Source organism: Pseudomonas sp. G3-19 (genome assembly GCF_054855875.1).
This window is the reverse complement of record NZ_JBMPIQ010000003.1, coordinates 224,957-244,513: the sequence shown is the minus strand read 5'-3', so window position 1 is coordinate 244,513 and position 19,557 is coordinate 224,957. Positions and strand designations below refer to the sequence as shown.

9 protein-coding genes are annotated in these 19,557 nt (G+C 63.4%); 3 read left to right on the top strand and 6 right to left on the bottom strand.

Features of this window, described 5'->3' with window-relative positions; all coding sequences use genetic code 11:
• Positions 1–209: 209 nt before the first annotated feature.
• Positions 210–1,745, top strand: a complete 1,536-nt coding sequence (locus ACOYXI_RS01175; protein WP_461674164.1) for an FAD-dependent oxidoreductase — start codon at positions 210–212, stop codon at positions 1,743–1,745.
• A gap of 124 nt (positions 1,746–1,869) precedes the next feature.
• On the opposite strand, the gene hemB is transcribed toward ACOYXI_RS01175, so the two are convergent.
• Positions 1,870–2,844: a porphobilinogen synthase gene (hemB, locus tag ACOYXI_RS01170; RefSeq protein WP_461674163.1), complete on the bottom strand. Its 975-nt coding sequence runs from the start codon at positions 2,842–2,844 to the stop codon at positions 1,870–1,872.
• A gap of 244 nt (positions 2,845–3,088) precedes the next feature.
• Positions 3,089–3,787 carry a glutathione S-transferase family protein gene (locus ACOYXI_RS01165; protein WP_461674162.1) on the bottom strand — a complete coding sequence of 233 codons (699 nt, stop codon included), beginning with the start codon at positions 3,785–3,787 and terminating at the stop codon, positions 3,089–3,091.
• A 223-nt stretch (positions 3,788–4,010) separates the two neighbouring features.
• Between ACOYXI_RS01165 and ACOYXI_RS01160 the strand changes: the two genes are divergently transcribed.
• Positions 4,011–4,685 carry a histidine phosphatase family protein gene (locus ACOYXI_RS01160; RefSeq protein ID WP_461674161.1) on the top strand — a complete coding sequence of 225 codons (675 nt, stop codon included), beginning with the start codon at positions 4,011–4,013 and terminating at the stop codon, positions 4,683–4,685.
• Positions 4,686–4,821: 136 nt separating this feature from the next.
• Here ACOYXI_RS01160 and mnmH read toward each other — a convergent pair whose 3' ends face one another.
• The 4 genes from mnmH to ACOYXI_RS01140 form a co-directional block, all read right to left on the bottom strand.
• Positions 4,822–5,925 carry a tRNA 2-selenouridine(34) synthase MnmH gene (gene mnmH, locus ACOYXI_RS01155; RefSeq protein WP_461674160.1) on the bottom strand — a complete coding sequence of 368 codons (1,104 nt, stop codon included), beginning with the start codon at positions 5,923–5,925 and terminating at the stop codon, positions 4,822–4,824.
• On the bottom strand, positions 5,925–6,959 hold the full coding sequence (gene selD, locus ACOYXI_RS01150; RefSeq protein ID WP_461674159.1) for a selenide, water dikinase SelD: 1,035 nt from the start codon (positions 6,957–6,959) through the stop codon (positions 5,925–5,927). The genes mnmH and selD overlap by 1 nt, the downstream gene beginning before the upstream one ends.
• Positions 6,960–7,155: 196 nt before the next feature.
• Entirely contained in the window at positions 7,156–7,521 is a 366-nt protein-coding gene (locus ACOYXI_RS01145) for a nuclear transport factor 2 family protein (RefSeq protein ID WP_134785921.1), read from the bottom strand.
• Positions 7,522–7,619: 98 nt separating this feature from the next.
• Positions 7,620–18,140 (bottom strand): autotransporter-associated beta strand repeat-containing protein, encoded by a 10,521-nt coding sequence (locus ACOYXI_RS01140; protein WP_461674158.1) that lies wholly within the window; start codon positions 18,138–18,140, stop codon positions 7,620–7,622.
• 453 nt (positions 18,141–18,593) lie between these two features.
• On the opposite strand from ACOYXI_RS01140, the gene ACOYXI_RS01135 reads away from it, so the two are divergent.
• Entirely contained in the window at positions 18,594–19,553 is a 960-nt protein-coding gene (locus tag ACOYXI_RS01135; RefSeq protein ID WP_223007311.1) for a nucleoside-specific channel-forming protein Tsx, read from the top strand.
• The last annotated feature ends 4 nt before the right edge of the window (positions 19,554–19,557 follow it).

Sequence of the window (19,557 nt, the reverse complement as noted above, 5' to 3'; positions counted from 1 at the left end):
CCCAAATCGGCTCCCTTTCCCCCTCGCCCCCTTTGGGGGAGAGGGCTGGGGTGAGGGGGCAAATTTCACTGTCACCAAATCTCCTGCCAAACACCCGAAAAAAGGCCCCACAGCCCCACCGCTGCGGGGCCTTTTTCCGTCTGACCGATCAACTGGCTACCCTTCCCATCTGATCCATACTTGCTGCACAGCCAACGGAGGACAGGCCCATGAACCGCAGCGACGTACTGATCATCGGTGCCGGCCCGACCGGTCTGGTGCTGGCCCTGTGGCTGAGCAAACTGGGCGTGCGCGTGCGTATCATCGACAAGACCTCCGCGCCCGGCACCACCTCACGAGCACTGGCGGTGCAGGCGCGCACCCTGGAGTTGTATCGCCAGCTGGACCTGGCCGACACCGTGGTGCGCAACGGCCACAAGGTCGCGGCGGCGAATTTCTGGGTCAAGGGCAAACCGGTCGCGCAGTTGCCGTTGCAGCGCATCGGCGAAGGCCTGACGCCCTACTCGTTCATCGAAATCTTTCCCCAGGACCTGCACGAACGGCTGCTGCTCGAACGCCTCGAAGACTACGACGTAGTGGTTGAGCGCAACACCGAACTGGAGAGTTTCGAAGAAACCGGCGATGGCCTCAGCGCACATTTGCGCTTGCCCGACGGGCAGCAGGAAATCTGTCAGGCGTGCTTTCTGGCAGGCTGCGACGGCGCGCGCTCGGTGGTGCGCAAAACCCTCGACACCGGTTTTCCCGGCGGCACCTATCAGCAGATTTTCTACGTCGCCGACGTCAAGGCCAGCGGCCCGACGATGAACGGTGAGCTGCACCTGGATCTGGATGAAGCGGACTTCCTTGCGGTGTTTCCACTGGCCGGCGAAGGCCGTGCCCGACTGATCGGCACGGTGCGTGACGAACGTGCCGACCGCGCCGAAACCCTGCAATTTGCCGACGTCAGCAGCCGCGCCATCGAGCACCTGAAAGTGCACATCGACGAGGTCAACTGGTTCTCCACCTACCGCGTGCATCACCGCGTGGCCGAGCACTTTCGCAGCGGTCGGGCGTTTCTCCTCGGCGACGCCGCGCATGTGCACAGCCCTGCCGGCGGCCAGGGCATGAACACCGGCATTGGCGATGCGATCAACCTGGCCTGGAAACTCGCCGCCGTGCTCAACGGCAGCGCCACGGCGAAGCTGCTCGACACTTACGAAACCGAGCGCATCGCCTTCGCCCGGCGGCTGGTGTCGACCACCGACAAGGTGTTCAGTTTCGTCACCGCCGAGGGGCGCATCGCCGATTTGCTGCGCACGCGTCTGGCACCGTTTCTGATCCCGAAAATGGCCACGTTCGAGGCCAGCCGCGAATTCCTCTTTCGCACCGTCTCACAGGTCACCCTCAACTACCGCGGCATGCCGCTGAGCCAGGGCACGGCCGGCCACGTCCACGGCGGCGACCGCTTGCCGTGGGCGCATGATGGTGAGGGGGATAATTTCGAGCCGCTGCGCCAGCCCTGCTGGCAGGTGCACGTGTACGGCGACACCAGCGACGAGATGATCGCCTGGTGCAATGAACACCATCTGTCGCTGCACGTGTTCGACTGGCGGCCGGCGTTTGAAACGGCGGGATTGGGGCGTAACGGTTTTTACCTGTTGCGCCCGGATACTTATGTGGCGATTGCCGATAACAGCGCGGATCCGAAGGTGATCGAGCGGTACTTTCGGGATCACGGGATCCGCCCCTACTTCAACTGCCCCTGACACAGCACAACCCCACTGTGGGAGCGGGCTTGCTCGCGAAGGCGGCGTGTCAGTCAACCCATTCGTTGCTGATACACCGCCTTCGCGAGCAAGCCCGCTCCCACAGGGGGTTCTGCGGTATTCGTCAGATCCCGGCCAGCGCCAGATCCATCGCAAAGTAAGTGAAGATCAGATCCGCACCCGCGCGCTTGATCGCGCCCAAACTTTCGCGCACCACGCGATCCTCGTCGATTGCACCGGCCTGCGCGCCGAACTTGATCATCGCGTATTCGCCGCTGACCTGATACGCCGACAGCGGCAGGTTCGAGGCTTCACGGATGTCGCGGATGACGTCGAGGTACGCACCGGCCGGTTTGACCATCAGCGCATCGGCGCCTTCCTGTTCGTCGAGCAGCGATTCGCGCAGGGCTTCGCGGCGGTTCATCGGGTTCATCTGATAGCTTTTGCGATCACCCTTCAGCGCGCTGCCGCCGGCCTCGCGGAACGGGCCGTACAGCGCCGAGGCGAATTTGGTCGAGTAGGCCATGATCGGAATCTGGGTGAAACCGGCGGCGTCCAGCGCCTGGCGAATCGCCCGCACCTGGCCGTCCATCGCCGCCGACGGGGCGATCACGTCCGCACCGGCACGCGCCGCCGCCACGGCTTGCTTGCCGAGGTTGATCAGGGTCTGGTCATTGTCGACTTCGTGGTTGTGCATCACGCCGCAGTGGCCGTGATCGGTGTATTCGCAGAAGCAGGTGTCGGACATCACGATCATTTCCGGCACGGCGTCCTTGGCAATCCGCGACATGCGCGAGACCAGTCCCTCTTCGCGCCAGGTGTCGCTGCCGTTGGCGTCCAGGTGATGGGACACGCCAAAGGTCATTACCGACTTGATCCCGGCACGGGCATAACGCTCGATTTCACTGGCCAGCTTGCGCTCGGGAATGCGCATCACCCCCGGCATGCTCTTGATCGGCACGAAGTCGTCGATCTCTTCTTCGACGAAAATCGGCAGCACCAGATCATTCAGGCTGAACTCGGTTTCCTGGAACAGGCTGCGCAGGCTCGCATTGCGGCGCAGACGGCGGGGACGTGCTTCGGGGAACTGGCTGGACATGGGGCTTTCCTGAAATCGGAAGATGAGACGAAAGTCGTAGGGGGCGAAGCTTATGCCTTCGCTGGGTGCAGGTACAAACCTGGATCAATCAACAGTGAGTTACCGAGGACGCAATAATCTGCGGGCGTCATCACTATTCCTGTGGGAGCGGGCTTGCTCGCGAAGGAGGTGTATCAGAAAAAGACGTGTTGATTGACACGACGCCTTCGCGAGCAAGCCCGCTCCCACAGGGTTATGTGTGGCCTCAGGAAGGAATGGTCAACCCGCGCACCACAGCCGGGCGAGCCAGAAAGCGCTCCAGCACCCGGGTCACGTTCGGGAAGTTGCTGATGCCCACTAGATTTCCCGCCTCATAGAACCCGATCAGGTTGCGCACCCACGGGAACGTGGCGATGTCGGCGATGGTGTAGCGCTCGCCCATGATCCAGTCACGACCTTCCAGGCGTTTGTCGAGCACGCTGAGCAGGCGTCTGCTCTCCTCGACATAGCGGTCACGCGGACGCTTGTCCTCGTAGTCCTTGCCGGCGAATTTGTTGAAGAAGCCGAGCTGGCCGAACATCGGGCCGATACCGCCCATCTGGAACATCAGCCACTGAATCGTCTCGTAACGCAGCGCGCCTTCCTGGGCGAGCAACTGGCCGCTCTTGTCGGCGAGATAGATCAGGATTGCGCCGGATTCGAACAGCGGCAGCGGCTGGTCTTGCGGGCCGTGGGGGTCGAGGATCGCCGGGATCTTGTTGTTGGGGTTCAGCGACAAAAATTCCGGGGACATCTGGTCTTGCGTGTCGAAACCCACGCGGTGCGGCTCGTAGGGCAGGCCGATCTCTTCGAGCATGATCGAGACCTTGACGCCGTTGGGGGTCGGCAGGGAATAGAGTTGAATCCAGTCGGGGTACTGCGCCGGCCATTTCTGGGTGATGGGGAACGCGGACAGATCGGTCATGGGAAACATCCAGTCACATGGGAAGCGCTGATCATAATCCAGGAACCGTAACATTCTGCAGCTAGTGTGCAGAAGCCAGGATCGAACCAAGCGGCCTCAGTGGACTCTGAGCTATGTCTTTGCAAGGGAAGTACGACACGACATGGACAACACCCGGTGCTGGGAGCCCGCGGTGTAAGGGTTGGTCAGCCCCAACCGAATTTGCTGAAGAATCCTATATTCAATGACGAACCTCATGAGTTTCGCCAAACGCTTCAAACATCGCGCCTATGTGGCCCTGCCCTCCCTGCTGGCAGTCAGTGCGCTGACCTTGTCGCTCGAATCGAGCCAGATTCGCGCGCAACCGGTGGACGGTACGCAGACGCTGATCTTCCTGCGCCACGCGGAAAAACCCGAGGGCGGTCTCGGCCAGCTCAACTGTCAGGGTCTGAACCGGGCGATCGAGCTGTCGACCCTGCTGCCGGAAAAATTCGGCAAGGCCGATTACGTGTTCGCCGCCAACCCGACACGCAATGTCGAGGAAGGCGAACAAGACAACTCCTACAGCTACATCCGCCCGTTGATGACCATCAGTCCCGCAGCGATCAAGCTCGGCCTGCCGGTGAACATCGAGTTCTCCGCCAACGACACCAGTGACCTGGCGCGCGAGCTGACCGAGGACAAGTACCACAACGCGACGATCTACACCGCATGGTCGCACGGCTATTTGCCGGAACTGATCAACAAGGTTGCCGGCAAGGCCGTCGGCGAAAAGCAGACCATCACCGACGACTGGGCGTCGGGCGATTTCGATTCGCTGTACGTGCTGACCCTGACCTGGCACAACGGCAAGGCCAGTTTGCAGAGCCACAGCTACAAGCAGGGGCTGGATAACGGCAAGGCGACCTGTCCGACTTGAGTTTTGCGCTGCCTGTACCGGCCTCTTCGCGAGCAAGCCCGCTCCCACAGGGGATCTGCGCCAGGCAGAAATTTCTGCCCAGTGGAGACCCAATGTGGGAGCGGGCTTGCTCGCGAAGAGGCCCGCAAGAGCACCCTCAAACCCGCTGATTCAGCCGCTCACGCAGATACTCCAGCACCGCCCCGCGCTCCCCGGCAAACTCGATCCGCCCGCCCTTCTTTTCACGCTGGAACGCATACATCGGGTCGTAATATTCGCGCAGCAACACGCTGATCCAGTCCCGGAACATCTCGACCGAACCGCTGCGCGCCTGCTCCACCAAGGCCTCTTCCATCTGCAGGAACATCCGCTGATGGCGTTCGCCGCCCAGCCGGCGCTGGATATTGTTCAAACTCGCAATCAGCCGCTCGGCATACAGCGCAAAGCCCTGCTCGCCATGTACCGCGACAAACTCGGCGTGCAGGTTGATCACGTAATCCTGCAGAATCCGCTCGACCCGCTGCTCCAGGCTGTCTTCGAGCCAGACCATCGGCGCCACTTGCATGCCTCGGTACAGCGGCAATGGCAAGGCACAACTGCCGACTACCCGGCTCTCGTCTTCCAGCACAAACTGCTGGATCCCGCCGGCGCGTTTTTTCAGCACATCAACGGCCAGACGGTTTTCAAAATCGATGTTGGTCGGTTGGCCGGTGGCGCGCTTGCCGAAACTCGAGCCCCGATGATTGGCGTGGCCTTCCAGATCCAGACCATTACTCAACTGCACCAACAGTTCGGTCTTGCCGGTGCCGGTCATGCCGCCCAGCAGCACCATATCGCACTCGGCCACGGCCTGATCGATCGTCTCCAGCAGGAACGTACGCATCGCCTTGTAGCCACCGCCGACCCGCGGGTAATCGATCCCGCCCTCTTCCTTGATCCATTGCTGGACGATCTGCGAACGCAAGCCGCCGCGAAAGCAATACAGATAGCCGTCGGGGTGTGCCCGGGCAAACTCGACCCAGCCTTGAATGCGCTGCTCCCGCACTTCGGCAGACACCAGCCGCTCACCCAGGGCGATGGCGGCTTGTTGTCCATGCTGCTTGTAGCAAGTCCCCACCTGCTCGCGCTCGCGGTCGTTCATCAGCGGCAGGTTGACCACGCCGGGAAACGCGCCGTGGGCAAACTCGATCGGCGCACGGGCATCCATCATCGGCCGGTCGTTGAGGAAAATATCGCGGTAATCGGTGCAGTCGCGTGACATCAGTTCACCTCGACTGCGTGGGTCTGTCGCTCGACCAGCTCGCCGATCGGCGCCAGGTTCAGGCCCAGTTCGGCAGCCACGGCGAGGAATTCGGCGTTGCCTTCCGGTGTAACTGCAATCAGCAGACCGCCGCTGGTCTGCGGGTCGCACAGCACGCGCTTGTGCAGCTCCTGCAGACGGCCAAGCTTGCTCGAATAACTGTCGAAGTTGCGCAGGGTACCGCCGGGCACGCAGCCCTGTTCGAGGTAGTATTCGACGCTGTCCAGACGCGGCACGTGGTTGTAGCCGATACGTGCGGTCAGGTGGCTGCCGTCGGCCATTTCCACCAGATGCCCGAGCAGACCGAAACCGGTGACATCAGTCATCGCGGCGACCCCGGCGAGTTTGCCGAAACGGCTGCCGGGCTTGTTCAGGGTGCACATCCAGTCGCGGGCCACACCAATGTCGCCGGGGCGCAATTTGCCCTTTTTCTCGGCGGTGGTCAGGATGCCGATGCCCAGCGGTTTGGTCAGGTACAGCAGGCAACCGGCGCTGGCGGTGTCGTTGCGCTTCATGTGGCGTTTTTCTACCAGACCGGTCACGGCCAGGCCGAAAATCGGCTCCGGCGCATCGATCGAATGCCCGCCGGCCAGCGGAATGCCGGCGGCGTCACACACCGCGCGCCCGCCGCGAATCACTTCCCGCGCCACTTCCGGCGCCAGCACATTCACTGGCCAGCCGAGGATCGCAATCGCCATCAACGGATCGCCGCCCATCGCATAGATGTCGCTGATCGCGTTGGTCGCAGCGATCCGGCCGAAGTCGAACGGATCGTCGACAATCGGCATGAAGAAGTCGGTGGTCGACACCACACCACGCTCGGCATCAATCTCGTAAACCGCCGCATCATCACGCGAGGCATTGCCGACCCACAGTTTCGGGTCAAGGTTCTGCGCACCGCTGCCGGCCAGAATCACTTCCAGCACCTGCGGGGAAATCTTGCAGCCACAACCGGCACCGTGGCTGTATTGGGTCAGGCGAATCGGCTCGCTCATGGGGGAGTCTCTGGCAGTTGATGGGGCGGATTCTAGCAGAGCGCGGGCCGGCAGATTTTTGCGCTGAATGTCACGGCCCCTTCGCGAGCAAGCCCGCTCCCACAGGGGATCGCTGTCATCCACAAATCCTGTGTTCACTGAAGATCCAGTGTGGGAGCGGGCTTGCTCGCGAAAGCTATCGACGGGTCACCACGATTCACGGCCGGGCACAAAAGGTGCCCTGATGAAAAACCAACTGCCACTGCTCACCCTGCCGCCGCCATACCGAACTGCGCAGACTGTCCGCCGGCACCCGCTGGCCGCCAGCTACGGTATGGCAGTGATACGTCACCAGAGCCGAATCTTCCGACAATTGCTTGAGCGTGAACTGACTGACGGTACGTTGTGCGAACACTTGCTGCGGTAATGCTTCCAGTACATCGGATTTATTCCAGATGCCGCCGCTGGCGCCGAATTCGACAAAGTCGTCCGCGATCAATCTCGCCAGTTCTGCGGCATCCTCGCGCACGGCGCGCGACAGCAAGCGGTTTTCCAGATGTAACAAATGCTTCGACAGATCCATCTCGTTCCTACCTCAGTGCAGAAATCACTCGCCACAAAGACTTTCGATTGTGCAAAAAAAACCGCCCTTTCGGGCGGCTAAAGTACTTCGACCATGATTCAGAAGCTTTGACTGAAGCTGATGTTGAACGCGCTGTCGTTGTTGTCGCTCGACACCTGGCCTGAGTAGCCGATGCCCAGCTTGCCGGTCGGGGTGACCTGGAAGTCGATGCCGGCTTCGAGCAATGCGCTGTCCTTGGCGATGGGTACGCCCTGGGTGCTGAACGAGGCGCCGCCGTCGATGAAGGTCAGGTCGGCGTCAGGTTTGGTGTCGCCGTAGGCATGCCGCCAGCCGATGGCCGCGCGCGGTGTCAGTTGGCTGCCATTGGCCAGGGTCACCAACTTGCCGATGCGCACACCGAGGGTCGAGTAGGTGATGTCCTGATCGGCGTCGGCCTTCAGGCGCCCCACTCCCCCTTTTTCCTTGCCGGTGTCGCTGTCGTAGTTGACGTAGGCAAGCCCGGCGAACGGTTCGATGGCAACGCCTGCCGCGTTGATCGCGTAACCCACTTCACCGAACACCTGTGCACTGCGCGCGTCGTAATCGGCCTTCAGGCGATCGTTGTAAGTACCGACGCTGACATCGCGTTTGGTCTCGATGCTGTGCCAGCTGTAAGCCGCGCCGAGGCGCACCGCCAATGCATCGAATTGCGAGTTCAGATAACCGGCCAGGTGGTAGCTGTCGACCTTGGCATCCGAGTTGCGATCATGCGCGTTGAGGTTGCTGCGGGTGTAGCCGGCCGCCATCCCGGCACGCCAGGTGTCATCCAGCGCCTTGTCGGTGCCGAGCATGAAACCGCCGAGGTTGCGATCGACTTTCGCCGTGTTGCTGTCGCCGCCCATGTCGCCCCAGGCACCAATGGCCCGGATCCAGCCGACCATTTCCCCGTGGCAACCGTTGCTGCTCAGTTGCGTGTCGCTCGGGGCCAGGGGTCTGCGTGGATCATCCGCCGCGCTGCACGATGGCTGGCGCATGCGGTCATTGACCGCCTCGCGGATGAAGCGCGAGTCCTCCAGCATGGCGCTGGCGGTGCTGGCGTGGATTTCACCCGACAGGCTGTCGAACGCATTGCGCGCACCGGCGACGCTGAGGTTGACGATCTGGTTCTGCAACGCCGCACCGGCCGCACCGTTATTGGACAGTGCCGTGGCGGTGCCGCGCTGGTTGCCCGTGGCAGCGACGTCGGCGAACGAGTTGCCGTTGCGGCTCACGGCCAGGGTCACCGAATCGGCACCGTAGATCAGCGAGCTGTTAAGGAACGCGTACTGCGGCAGATCGGTGGCACTGAAGGTACCGGTCACCCCACCGCCCGCAGTGATCAGCGAGTAAGTGGTGTTGCCGGTGAACGGCGCCAGGCTGTTGACCACCAGACCGCCGCCCAATGCCGCCGTACCACCCACCGCCAACGGTGTCGCGGTTGGCGAGCTGACGGTCAGCGCCAGCACACCATCACTGCTGTTGGTCAGGTTGCCGGCCACGCTCAAGGTGCCGTCAGCGCCACCGGAAGCCACCACACCGTGGTTGACCACCGAACCGACGCTGCCGTTACCGCTCAGGCCTGCGCCGTTGGCGACCGTGACTTGTGCGCCCAGCGAGGCCCGGGCCGCACGGCTGCCGACTTGCAGCAGGCCTTGATCGACGGAAACCGTACCGCTGAACGGTTGATTGCCGACCATCAACAGGCGACTCACGCCGCGTTTGAACAGCGCGCCGGTGCCGTTGAGCACACCATTGAACTGGCCATCGGTGTTTTGCTGGAACACCAGCGTGGCGTTGTCGGTGATGTTGCCTTGCAGACTCGTGGTGTTACCGATCAGCGTACCGCCACTGACGGTGGTGCCACCGCTGTAGGTATTGGCGCCAGTCAGCACGAGGGTGCCGGAAGCGAGTTTCTCGATACCGCCGGTGCCGATCAGCGGCACGTCGATTTCAGCATTGGCTCCGGCATTGACCCGCACCGGCGCCAGGCTGCCGTCCGCACCGTTGACTGGCGTCAGCGTACCGCCAGCGCCCGGCACCAGGCTGTAGCCGCCGGTGAGGAACTGCAGACCGGTGAAGTTCTGATTGCCCTGCACAGTGACGGTACCGGCCTGGCCACCAAACACTGCGAATTGACCATTGGACGCCAGCGCCTGCGTACCGCTCGGATCGGTCCAGTTGGTGCCCGGGCCCCACACGCCACTGCCGCCACCGATGCTGCCATCAGGGTTGGTAGTGCCGCCGTTCCAGAACTGCACCTCACCCGGCGTGCCTTGTACCAACAGGTTGACCTGATTGGCGATCGCGGTTTGCAGGGTCAGGTTGGCCGCCGACACCGGCAGGCTGCCGTAGACCAGCCCGTTGTCGGTCAGGCTGCCACCGTAGCGGAACAGTTGATAGACCCCGGTGCCGAAACCGCCGGCGTTGCTGATATTCAGCGTGCCGTCGAGGGTCAGGTTACCGGCGACGTTGACCACCGTGGTGGAGCTGGCGGCCGAGCCGAGGCTGAAGTCCAGGTTGGTGCCCGAGGACAGCGCCAGCGAGCCGACCGACAACGGTGTAGCCGTGCCGCCACCGGTCAGCGTCGCACCGCTGGCCAGTTGCACGTTGCCGCCCAGTTGCCCGCTGCCACCGACTTTCGCACCACTGGCGACGTTGACGTTGGCACTGTTGAGCACGCCGTTAACGATCAGGTTGCCGGCCTGCACCGAGGTATCACCGGTGAAGGTGTTGTTGCCGGTCAGGAGCAATTGGCCGGTGCCGGTTTTGTTCAGCGTGCCGGCGCCCGTCAAGTTGCCGGTGTAGCTGCCGTCGGCGTTCTGCGCGAAGGTCAGCGCCGCGTTGTTGACGATGGCGCCTTGCAGGCTGCTGGTGTCGCCGGTGGTAGTGCCAGCGTTCAGCGTGGTGCCGCCGCTGTAGGTGTTGGCGCCGCTAAGCACGAGGTCACCGTTGCCGTTTTTCACCAGACTGCCGGTGCCGGTGATGGCGCCGAGCAGCGTGGTGTTCTGGTTGCCGGCCAGGGTCAGTTGCGACCCCAGATTGATCGCGTTGGCCAGTTGCAGCGCCGAGGTGCTGTCGAGGCTGGCGTTGCCGGTCACGCTCAATGCACCACTGCTGATTGCGCTGTTGTTGCCCAGCACCAGCGTACCGCCAGCGAGCTGAGTACCACCGCTGTAGGTGTTGCTGCCGTTGAGGGTCAGGCTCGAAGCGCCAGACTTGATCAGGCTGCCCGCCCCACTGACTACACCGTCGAGGGTCAAGGCGTTGCTGCCTGCGACAGTCAGGCCACCGTTCACCACCACATCGTTGCCCAGCGTGACGGCCGCGTTGCTGTCCAGCGCGGTGCCGTCCGCAGCGGTCAACACACCGCTGCCGAGCGCTGCGTTGTTGCCGACCACGATCTTGCCGCCATTGAGCGCGGTGCCGCCGGTGTAGCCGTTGGCGGCGTTGAGCACCAGCGTGCCGGTGTCGTATTTGCCGAGGGTGCCGCTGCCGTTAAGCGCAACGCCGACGGTCGCGGTGGCGTTCGGATCGACTCGAACCGTGGCGTTACCCAACGAACCGTTGACCAGATTCAGCGAACCCGCGGTGCCGTCCTGCAGGCTGTAGCCATCGGTGACGAACTGCATGCCGGTGATGGTTTGTGCGCCGTTCACGGTGACCGTGCCCGCCGTGCCCTGGAACACCGCGAAGTTGTTGGTCCAGGCCTGATTGGTGGTGCCGTTGACGTCGGTCCAGTTGGTGGTGCCGGCGCCCCAGGTACCGCTGCCGCCATCCACCGAACCGTTGGCGACGAGTTGATTGCCGTCCCAGAACTGCACGGTGACGCCCGGTGCGGTAACCAGCAGGTTGATCTGGTTGGCCAGCGCGGTTTGCAGGGTCAGATCGCCCGGAGTGACGCTGCCCGGCACCGTGCCGATCAGCATGCCGTTGTCGGTCAGGCCGCCGGTGTAGTTGATCAACCGGTACACACCGCTGCCGAAACCACCGATGTCGCTGACATTGAGGTTGCCGTCGAGGGTCAGGTTGCCGCCGACGTTGACCAGCGCGTTGCCGCCACCGGAGACCGGCGTGCCCAGTCCGACATCGAAATTGGAGTTGGCGTTGAACACCAGCGAGTTGACCGACAAGGTGCTGCCGGTGGCGCCGGCCAGATGACCGCCATCCGCCACGGTTACCGCCCCGCCGAGCGAGCCGCCGCCGGTCAGGGTGCCGCCGCTGTTGACCAGTACGCTGGCGCTGTCCAGCGCGCCACTGACGTTCAAGGTGCCGGCGTTGACCGTGGTGTTGCCGGTCAGGCTGTTGAGGCCGGTCAGGGTCAGCGTACCAGTGCCGAGTTTGCTCAACTCGCCGGTGCCGGTGAGCACGCCGTCAAAAATGCTGCTGGCGTTGTTGCCGCCGATGCTCAGGGTGTTGCCGCCGCCGATCAGCGCTGTACCGCTACCGGTCAGGCTGGCGAGACTGCCGGAGCCGCCGAGGTTCAGCGTCGCCGCAGCGCCGAGATTGACTCCGGCATTGCTGCCCAATGCCGAGTTGCCCAGTGTCGTGAGGCTGCCCGACTGCACATCAAAGGTGCCGCTGAAGGTGTTGTTGCCGGACAGCGTCAGGTCGGCCAGACCATTCTTGGTCAGGGTGCCCGCCCCGGCGATTACGCCACCGAGCGTCAGGTTGTTGTTGCCAGCCACGCTCAGGTTGGCATTGACGTTGACGTTGTTGGCCAGCACCAGCGGCGCGGTGGTGTCGAGGGTCGACGCACCCGCCACGGTTACCGCGCCGGAGCCCAGGCCCGCCGAGGTGCCAAGGGTCACGGTGCCGGCGTTCAGTGTGGTGCCGCCGCTGTAAGTGTTAATGCCGTTGAGCGTCAGGTTCGACGCGCCGTTCTTGATCAGACCGCCGGTGCCGCTGACCACGCCGCTGAGCGCTACGTCGCTGCTGCCGGTATTGGTCAGATTGGCATTGAGCACCACGTTGTTGCCCAGCGACACCGAGGTGTTGCCGTCCAGCGCCGAGGCACCGGCCACGGTCAGGTTGCCCAGGCCGAGTGCGCCGTTGTTGCCGGCGGTCAGTGTGCCGGCGTTGAGGGTGACGCCGCCGAGGAAGTTGTTGGCCCCGCTCAGGATCAGGTTGGCCGCGCCATTCTTGGTCAGGCTGCCGGCGCCATTGATCGCACCGCTCAGTGTCAGATCGTTGCTGCCGACGACATCAAGGTTGCCCGCCAGATTGATCGCGTTACCCGCCGTAAAGGCGCCGCTGGCATCCAGTGTGGTGCCGCTCGCCGCGTTCAGAGTGGCCGAGCCCAGCGCGCTGTTCGACGCCAGAATCAAGCCGCCCGCATTCAGCGCCACCGGCCCGAGGAAAGCGTTGTTGCCGCCGAGGGTCAGGCTGGCCGCGCCATTTTTGATCAGGCCACCAGTCCCGCCGATCACGCCGTTGAGGGTCAGCGCATTACTGCCGACCACCGTCAGATTGCCATTGAGCGTTGCCGCGTTCGCCAAAGTGACCGCTGTGTTGCTATCGAGTTGTGTGCCAGCGTTGGCGGTCAGCGTGCCGCTGCCCAGCGCGGTGTTGCTGCCGACGATGATCTTGCCGCCGTCCAGTTGCGTGCCGCCGGTGTAGCTGTTGGCACCGTTGAGTACCAGGGTGCCGGCATCGAGTTTGTTGAGGATGCCGCTGCCGTTGATGTCCACGCCGACCGTGGCGGTCACGCCCGGATCGACCCGCATCGCCGTGGTGCCGCCGGTGCCATTGACGGCGGTCAGCAGACCCGACGTGCCGTTGACCACGTTGTAGCCATCGGTGAGGAATTGCATCCCGGTGAACAGTTGCGTGCCGTTGACCGACACTGTGCCGGCCGTGCCCTGGAACACCGCAAAATCGCCGGCCCAGGTCTGGTTCAGCGTGCCGTTGGAATTGGTCCAGTTGGTGCCGCCGGCAGTCCATGTACCGGTGCCGCCGTCCACATTACCGTTCGGGATGGTCTGGCTGCCGTCCCAGAAACGCAGGTTGGTGTTCGGTGCCGACACCACCAGGTTCACCTGATTGCCAAGGGTCTGCACAAGGATGTCACCGAGGCCATAACCCACCGGCACACCGGCCACGGTCAGGCCGTTGTCGGTCAGTGCGCCGATGTAGTTGAACAAGCGATAGACACCGACGCCAAAGCCGCCGGCATCGGTGACGTTGAGGTTACCGTCGAGGGTCAGGTTGCCGCCGATGTTCATCAGCGAGGAGGTCGATGGCGTGGCGAGGCTCGCGTCGACATTGCTGTTGGCAGTGAGAATCAGCGACGAGGTGGACAAGGTGTTGCCCGAGGACAACGCCAGATGACCGCCGCTGTTGATGGTGATGAAACCAAGCGCCGAACCGGTACCTGTGAGGGTCGCGCCGTTGTTGATGTTGAGCTGGGTGCTGGCCAGCGAACCGGTGAGATTCAGCGTACCGCCGTTGACATTGGTGTTGCCGGTAAGGCCGTTGCTGCCGGTGAGGTTCAGCGTCCCGGTTCCGACTTTGGTCAGCGCACCGCTGCCGCCGAGGTCGCCGTCGAAGGTGCTGGTGCTGTTCACGCCGCCCACCGTCAGGGTATTGCCTCCGGCGATCTGCACACTGCCGCTGCCGCTCAAGCCGTTGAGGCTGGCGCTGCTGTTGAGATAGAGATTGGCACCGGCGCTGATGTTGGCGCCGGAGGTGTTGCCCAGCGCCCCGCTGCTCACGGTGGTGACGCTGCCGGAGGCGATGTTCAGCGCACCGGTGAAGGTGTTGTTGCCGCTGAGCGTCAGATCGCCAAAGCCGTCCTTGGTCAGGCTGCCGGCGCCATCGATCACGCCGCTGATGTTGAGGGTGTTGCTGCCGGCCAGGGTCAGGCCGGCGTTGAGGGTGATGTTGTTGCCGACGCTCATGCCGGTGCTGGTGTCCAGCGTCGAAGCGCCACCGACGGTCAGGCCGCCACTGCCCAACGCAGCGGCCGAGCCCAGTGTCAGCGTACCCGCGTTGAGCGTGCTGCCACCGCTGAAGGTGTTGGTGCCGTTGACGGTCAGGTTGGCGCTACCGTTCTTGACCAGTTGGCCGGCGCCGCTGATCACGCCGCCGAGGGTCAGGTCCTGGGTGCCGCCGACGCTCAGCGCCGCATTGAGCACGACCGCGTTGGCCAGGCTGACCAGCGGCGAACTGCTGTCGAGCGTTGCCGCGCCGCCAACGGTCAACGCACCGGTGCCGAGCGCCGAACTGTTGCCGGCGGTCACCGTACCGGCGTTCAGCGTGGTGCCGCCGGCGTAGGTGTTGGTGCCGTTGAGGTTCAGATTGGCCGCGCCGTTTTTCACCAGGCTGCCGGCTCCGGCGACAGTGCCGGTGAGGGTCAGGTCTGCGCTGCCACCGATGTTCATCGCACCGGCCAGGTTGACCTGATTGCCCAGCGTGACGGCAGTGTTGGTGTCCAGCGTGGTGCCGGCTGCCGCGTTCAGCGCACCGCTGCCCAGCGCGGTATTGCTGCCGACGATCAGCTTGCCGACGTTGAGTGCGGTGTTGCCGAAGTAGGTGTTGGCGCCGTTGAGAATCAAATCAGCGGGGCCACTTTTGGTCAGGCCGCCAACTCCGGAAACCACCCCTGCAAGCGTCAGCGCATTGCTGCCGCCGATGGTCACGTTGCCGCCGAGGTTGACGTTGTTCGCCAGGCTGGTCGCGGTGCTGGCGTCCAGCGTGGTGTTGTTGCCAGCGTTGAGCACGCCGGTGCCGAGCGCGGTGTTGGAGCCGACGATCAGTGTCCCGGCGTTCAGCGACGTAGAGCCGGTGTAGGTATTGGCGCCGGTGAGGGTCAGGGTCGAAGCGCCAGTCTTGATCAGGTTGCTGCTGCCGCTGATCACGCCGCCGAGGGTCAGCGGGTTGGCACCGCCGGCAGTCAGGTTGGCGTTCAGGGCAATCGCGTTGTTCAGCGTCACGTTGGCGCTGCTGTTAAGCGTTGCGCCCGCACCGCCCACGGTCAACGTGCCGGTGCCGAGTGCCGCGCCGTTGCCGACGGTCAGGCTGCCGGCGTTGAGCGCGGTGCCACCGGTGAAGGTGTTGGCGCCGTTGAGGGTCAGGTTGGCCGTGCCGTTCTTGATCAACTGGCTGGCGCCGCTTAGCACGCCGCCGAGGATCATGCCGTTGCTGCCGCCGATGGCCAGGTTGCCGTTGAGGGCGACGTTGTTGTTGAGGATGACCGAGGTGTTGCTGTCGAGGGTCGCGGCGTTCGCGACGGTCAGGTCGCCGCTGCCCAATGCGGCGGCGTTGCCAACGGTCAGGGTGCCGGCATTCAGCGTGGTTCCGCCACTGAAGGTGTTGGCGCCGTTGAGAATCAGGTTGGCCGCGCCGTTCTTGGTCAGCCCGCCACTGCCGCTGACTATGCCGCCGAGAGTCAGATTGGCGTTGCCGGCGATGTTCAGGTTGCCGCCGAGGGCGACCGCGTTGCTCAGCGCCACGGTGGTGCTGGCGTCGAGGGTGGTGCCCGCCGCCGTGGTCAGTGCGCCGGTGCCCAGCGCGGTGTTGGAGCCGACGATCAGCGTGCCATTATTCAGCGCGGTGCCACCGGAGAACGTGTTGTTGCCGCTGAGGGTCAGGTTCGCAGTGCCGCCCTTGATCAGGTTGCCGGCGCCGCTGATGACACCACTCAAACCAAGCGCCTGAGTGCCACCGATGGTCAGCCCGCCTGCCAGCGCGACGGCATTGGCTAACGTCACGGCGGCGGTCGCATCCAGCGTGGTGCCGGCCGCCGCGTTCAATGCGCCCGTGCCGAGGGCGGTGTTGCTGCCAACGAGCAAGCTGCCGCCATTGAGTGCGGTGGTGCCGCTGTTGGTGTTGTTGCCGGTCAGGGTCAGGCTGGCGCTGCCGCTCTTGGTGATCGCACCGGTGCCGGAGACGATGCCGCCCAGGGTCAGGGCATTGCTGCCGAGCACGTTCAGCGCACCGGTGATGCCGACGTTGTTGCCCAGTGTCACGTTGCCGGTGCTGTCGAGGCTGGTGCCGTTGCTGGTGTTGAGCACACCGGTACCCAGTGCGTTGTTGTTGCCGACGCGCAAGGCCCCGGCACTGAGACTGGTGATCCCGGTGTAGGTGTTGATGCCGTTGAGGGTCAGGCTGCCGCTGCCGGTCTTGGTCAGGTTGGCGGCGCCGCTGATTACCCCGCCCAAGGTCAACGCACCGGTGCCGGTTGCGGTGAGGGTGCTGTTGAGCGTGATCGCGTTAGCCAGTGAAATCGGTGCCGTCGCTGAAATGCTCGAAGAGCCGCCAACCGTGATGCCACCGGTACTGAACGACTGGTTGTTGCCCACCAGCACCACACCGCCATTGAGCACGGTGTTGCCGGTGTAAGTGTTGATGCCGTTGAGGTTGAGCTGGCCGCTGCCGATCTTGGTCAGGCCGCCCGTGCCGGAAATCACCCCGTTGAGGGTCGTGCCGTTGATGCCCTGCAGGGTCAGGCCGCCGGCGCCCAGGTTGATCTGGTTGGCCAGCGTCAAACCGGCATTGCTGGCCTGGAGGATCCCGCCGTTGGACGTCAGCACGCCGCTGCCGAACGCCGCGTTGTCGTTAAACTGCGCGACACCGCCATTGAGGGTGGTCGCACCGCTGACCAACGGCCCCTGCAAGGTCCAGGTGCCGCTGTTGAGGGTCAGGTTGTTGAAGTTGACGTAGGTGGCGCTGGACGCCGTGCCCGTCCCGGTGGTGCCGCCGCCAAGGCCGATCGGGTTTTGCAGAATCAGCGTGTTGGTACCCGCCGCGCCGCCATCGATCGTTCCGGTCGGGGCGAAGGTCAGGTTGATGCCGATCAGGCCACCGAGGCCGACGGAGACTTGCACACCGTCGCCGACGTTAACGCTGGAACCGGTGATCGCGTAGAAGGTGTTGGTGCTACCCGCCCCCATCGACACACCGCCGGTGATGTTGCCGGCGTTGGTGAAGGTGTTGCCCGCCACTGACGTTTCGAACGCAATCCGGCCATTGATGGTGCCGCTGGCACTGTTGGTCATGTTGACTTGCGAACCGCCATACACCCCGACCACCGGGGTATCGGCCAGGGTGATGCCGCCGACCGACAGCCCGGTGGAGGTGATGGTGCCGTCGTTGGTGATGGTCGTGGTGCCCGACACCGAGTTGTTCACGGCAATCCCCAGCCCGTCGATGCTGGTCAGGTTGAGCCCGAGCAGCATGCCGGTGCCGCGAATCAGCCCGGTGGCGTTGTTGACGATGCTCACCGTGCTGGTCGCGCCGGTACCGATGAACGCACCGCCACTGAGGATCGACACCAGGCCCAGCAAGGCCGGGTCGAGGGTGCCGGAGTTGTTCAGGTTGATGTTGGCCCCGGTCAGGTTGAGCACCTTGCCGCCCAGGGTGGCGTTCATCTGCGCTCCGTTGGTGACGTTGACCGTCAGGCCGCTGGTGGCACTGCTGTAGTCATTGAGAAACAGCGGCAGCGTCGGGACGCCCGAACAGGTAATCGTCGAACCTGCCGCCGAGCAGGTCGCGAGCGCCTGCTCGCTGACGCCGCCGAACAACAGTCCGGCAACGCTCAGGTGCACAGCAAGGGAAAGTGGGGAAAAACGCGAAACGAGGGCGACACCAAACCTTGCTTCCACGGGCTACTCCTTGTCGTGGCCAAATTCTTCCTTGAAGGCGTGGGAGACGTGCTTATTCCACACGCGAATCAAGACTGCGACGGTCATCACAAAACCGCGTCTTGGCTGACAAGCTAGTAGACGCCCCGCGATGGGGCACTGATTAAATGGTGTTAATACTTTAATACTAGGGCCGTCTAGAACGAGGGTTTCGGCCAGTAAACACTGGGTTTGGCGACACCTGACTAACCCTGTGGGAGCGGGCTTGCTCGCGAAAGCGGTGTAACTGAGAAGGATGTGTCACCTGACCCGACGCCTTCGCGAGCAAGCCCGCTCCCACAGGAGAATTTCAGCGTTTAAAAGAAACTGGTACGCCTTGTGCAAACGTTTGCGACCTGCCGATAACGGCTTTTTCGTAACAAAACCGTACAGACCCGCAGAACCCGGGCCTCGATCCGAAAAAAAGGACTTTGAATGCACGTTGCTTCCCTTCTTCGCGCCCCGTTTGCGCGCACGTTTGCTGTTTCCCTGCTACTGACCGGCGTTACCGGAGTTCTCAGCCACAGCGCGTTGGCGCAACCGGCGCTGCCCGACGAATCCGCTCAGGGCGAAGCCCTCAGCCCGGAAGCTGCCCCGCCGAAAAAAGGCGTGTATCTGTCGGACTGGTACAACCAGGACCTGACGCTGATCGGCAGCAAGGACATCAGCTTCGGGCCGCAACCGGCCGACGACATTTATCTGGAATACGAGTACTTCGGGCGCAAGGGTCCGTTCGAGCTGTACGGCTACGTCGACATTCCGAAGATCTTCAACATCGGCAACAGCCACGACAAAGGCGTGTGGGATCACGGCTCACCGGTGTTCATGGAACACGAGCCGCGCATCTCCATCGACTACCTCGCCGGCCGCAGCCTGGCCATCGGCCCGTTCAAGGAATGGTATGTGGCGTTCGACTGGATCTACGATCACGGCAGCCGTAAAGAGAACCGCGCCAACACCCTGTACAGCGGCTTCGGCACCGACATCGACACCCATTCGCGGGTCAACCTGTCGGCCAACCTGTACGGGCGCTACCAGTGGGAAAACTACGGCGCGAGCAATGAGTATTCATGGGACGGCTACCGCGCGCAGCTCAAGTACATCGTGCCCATCGACAAATTCAGCAACGGCGCGTCGCTGACCTACATCGGTTTCACCAACTTCGATTTCGGCTCGGACATTCACAAGGACAATCCGGCGCGCACCGCCAATGCCACGGTGGCGACCAACGTGCTGTTGTACTCGTTCACCCACCTGCGCTTCACCCTGGTCGGCCGTTACTTCCATAACGGCGGCAACTGGGAGGACGGCAGTGAGTTGAACTTCGGCGACGGTAATTTCCGCGCGCGCTCCAACGGTTGGGGCTACTACGCCGGCATCGGCTACCAGTTCTGAAATC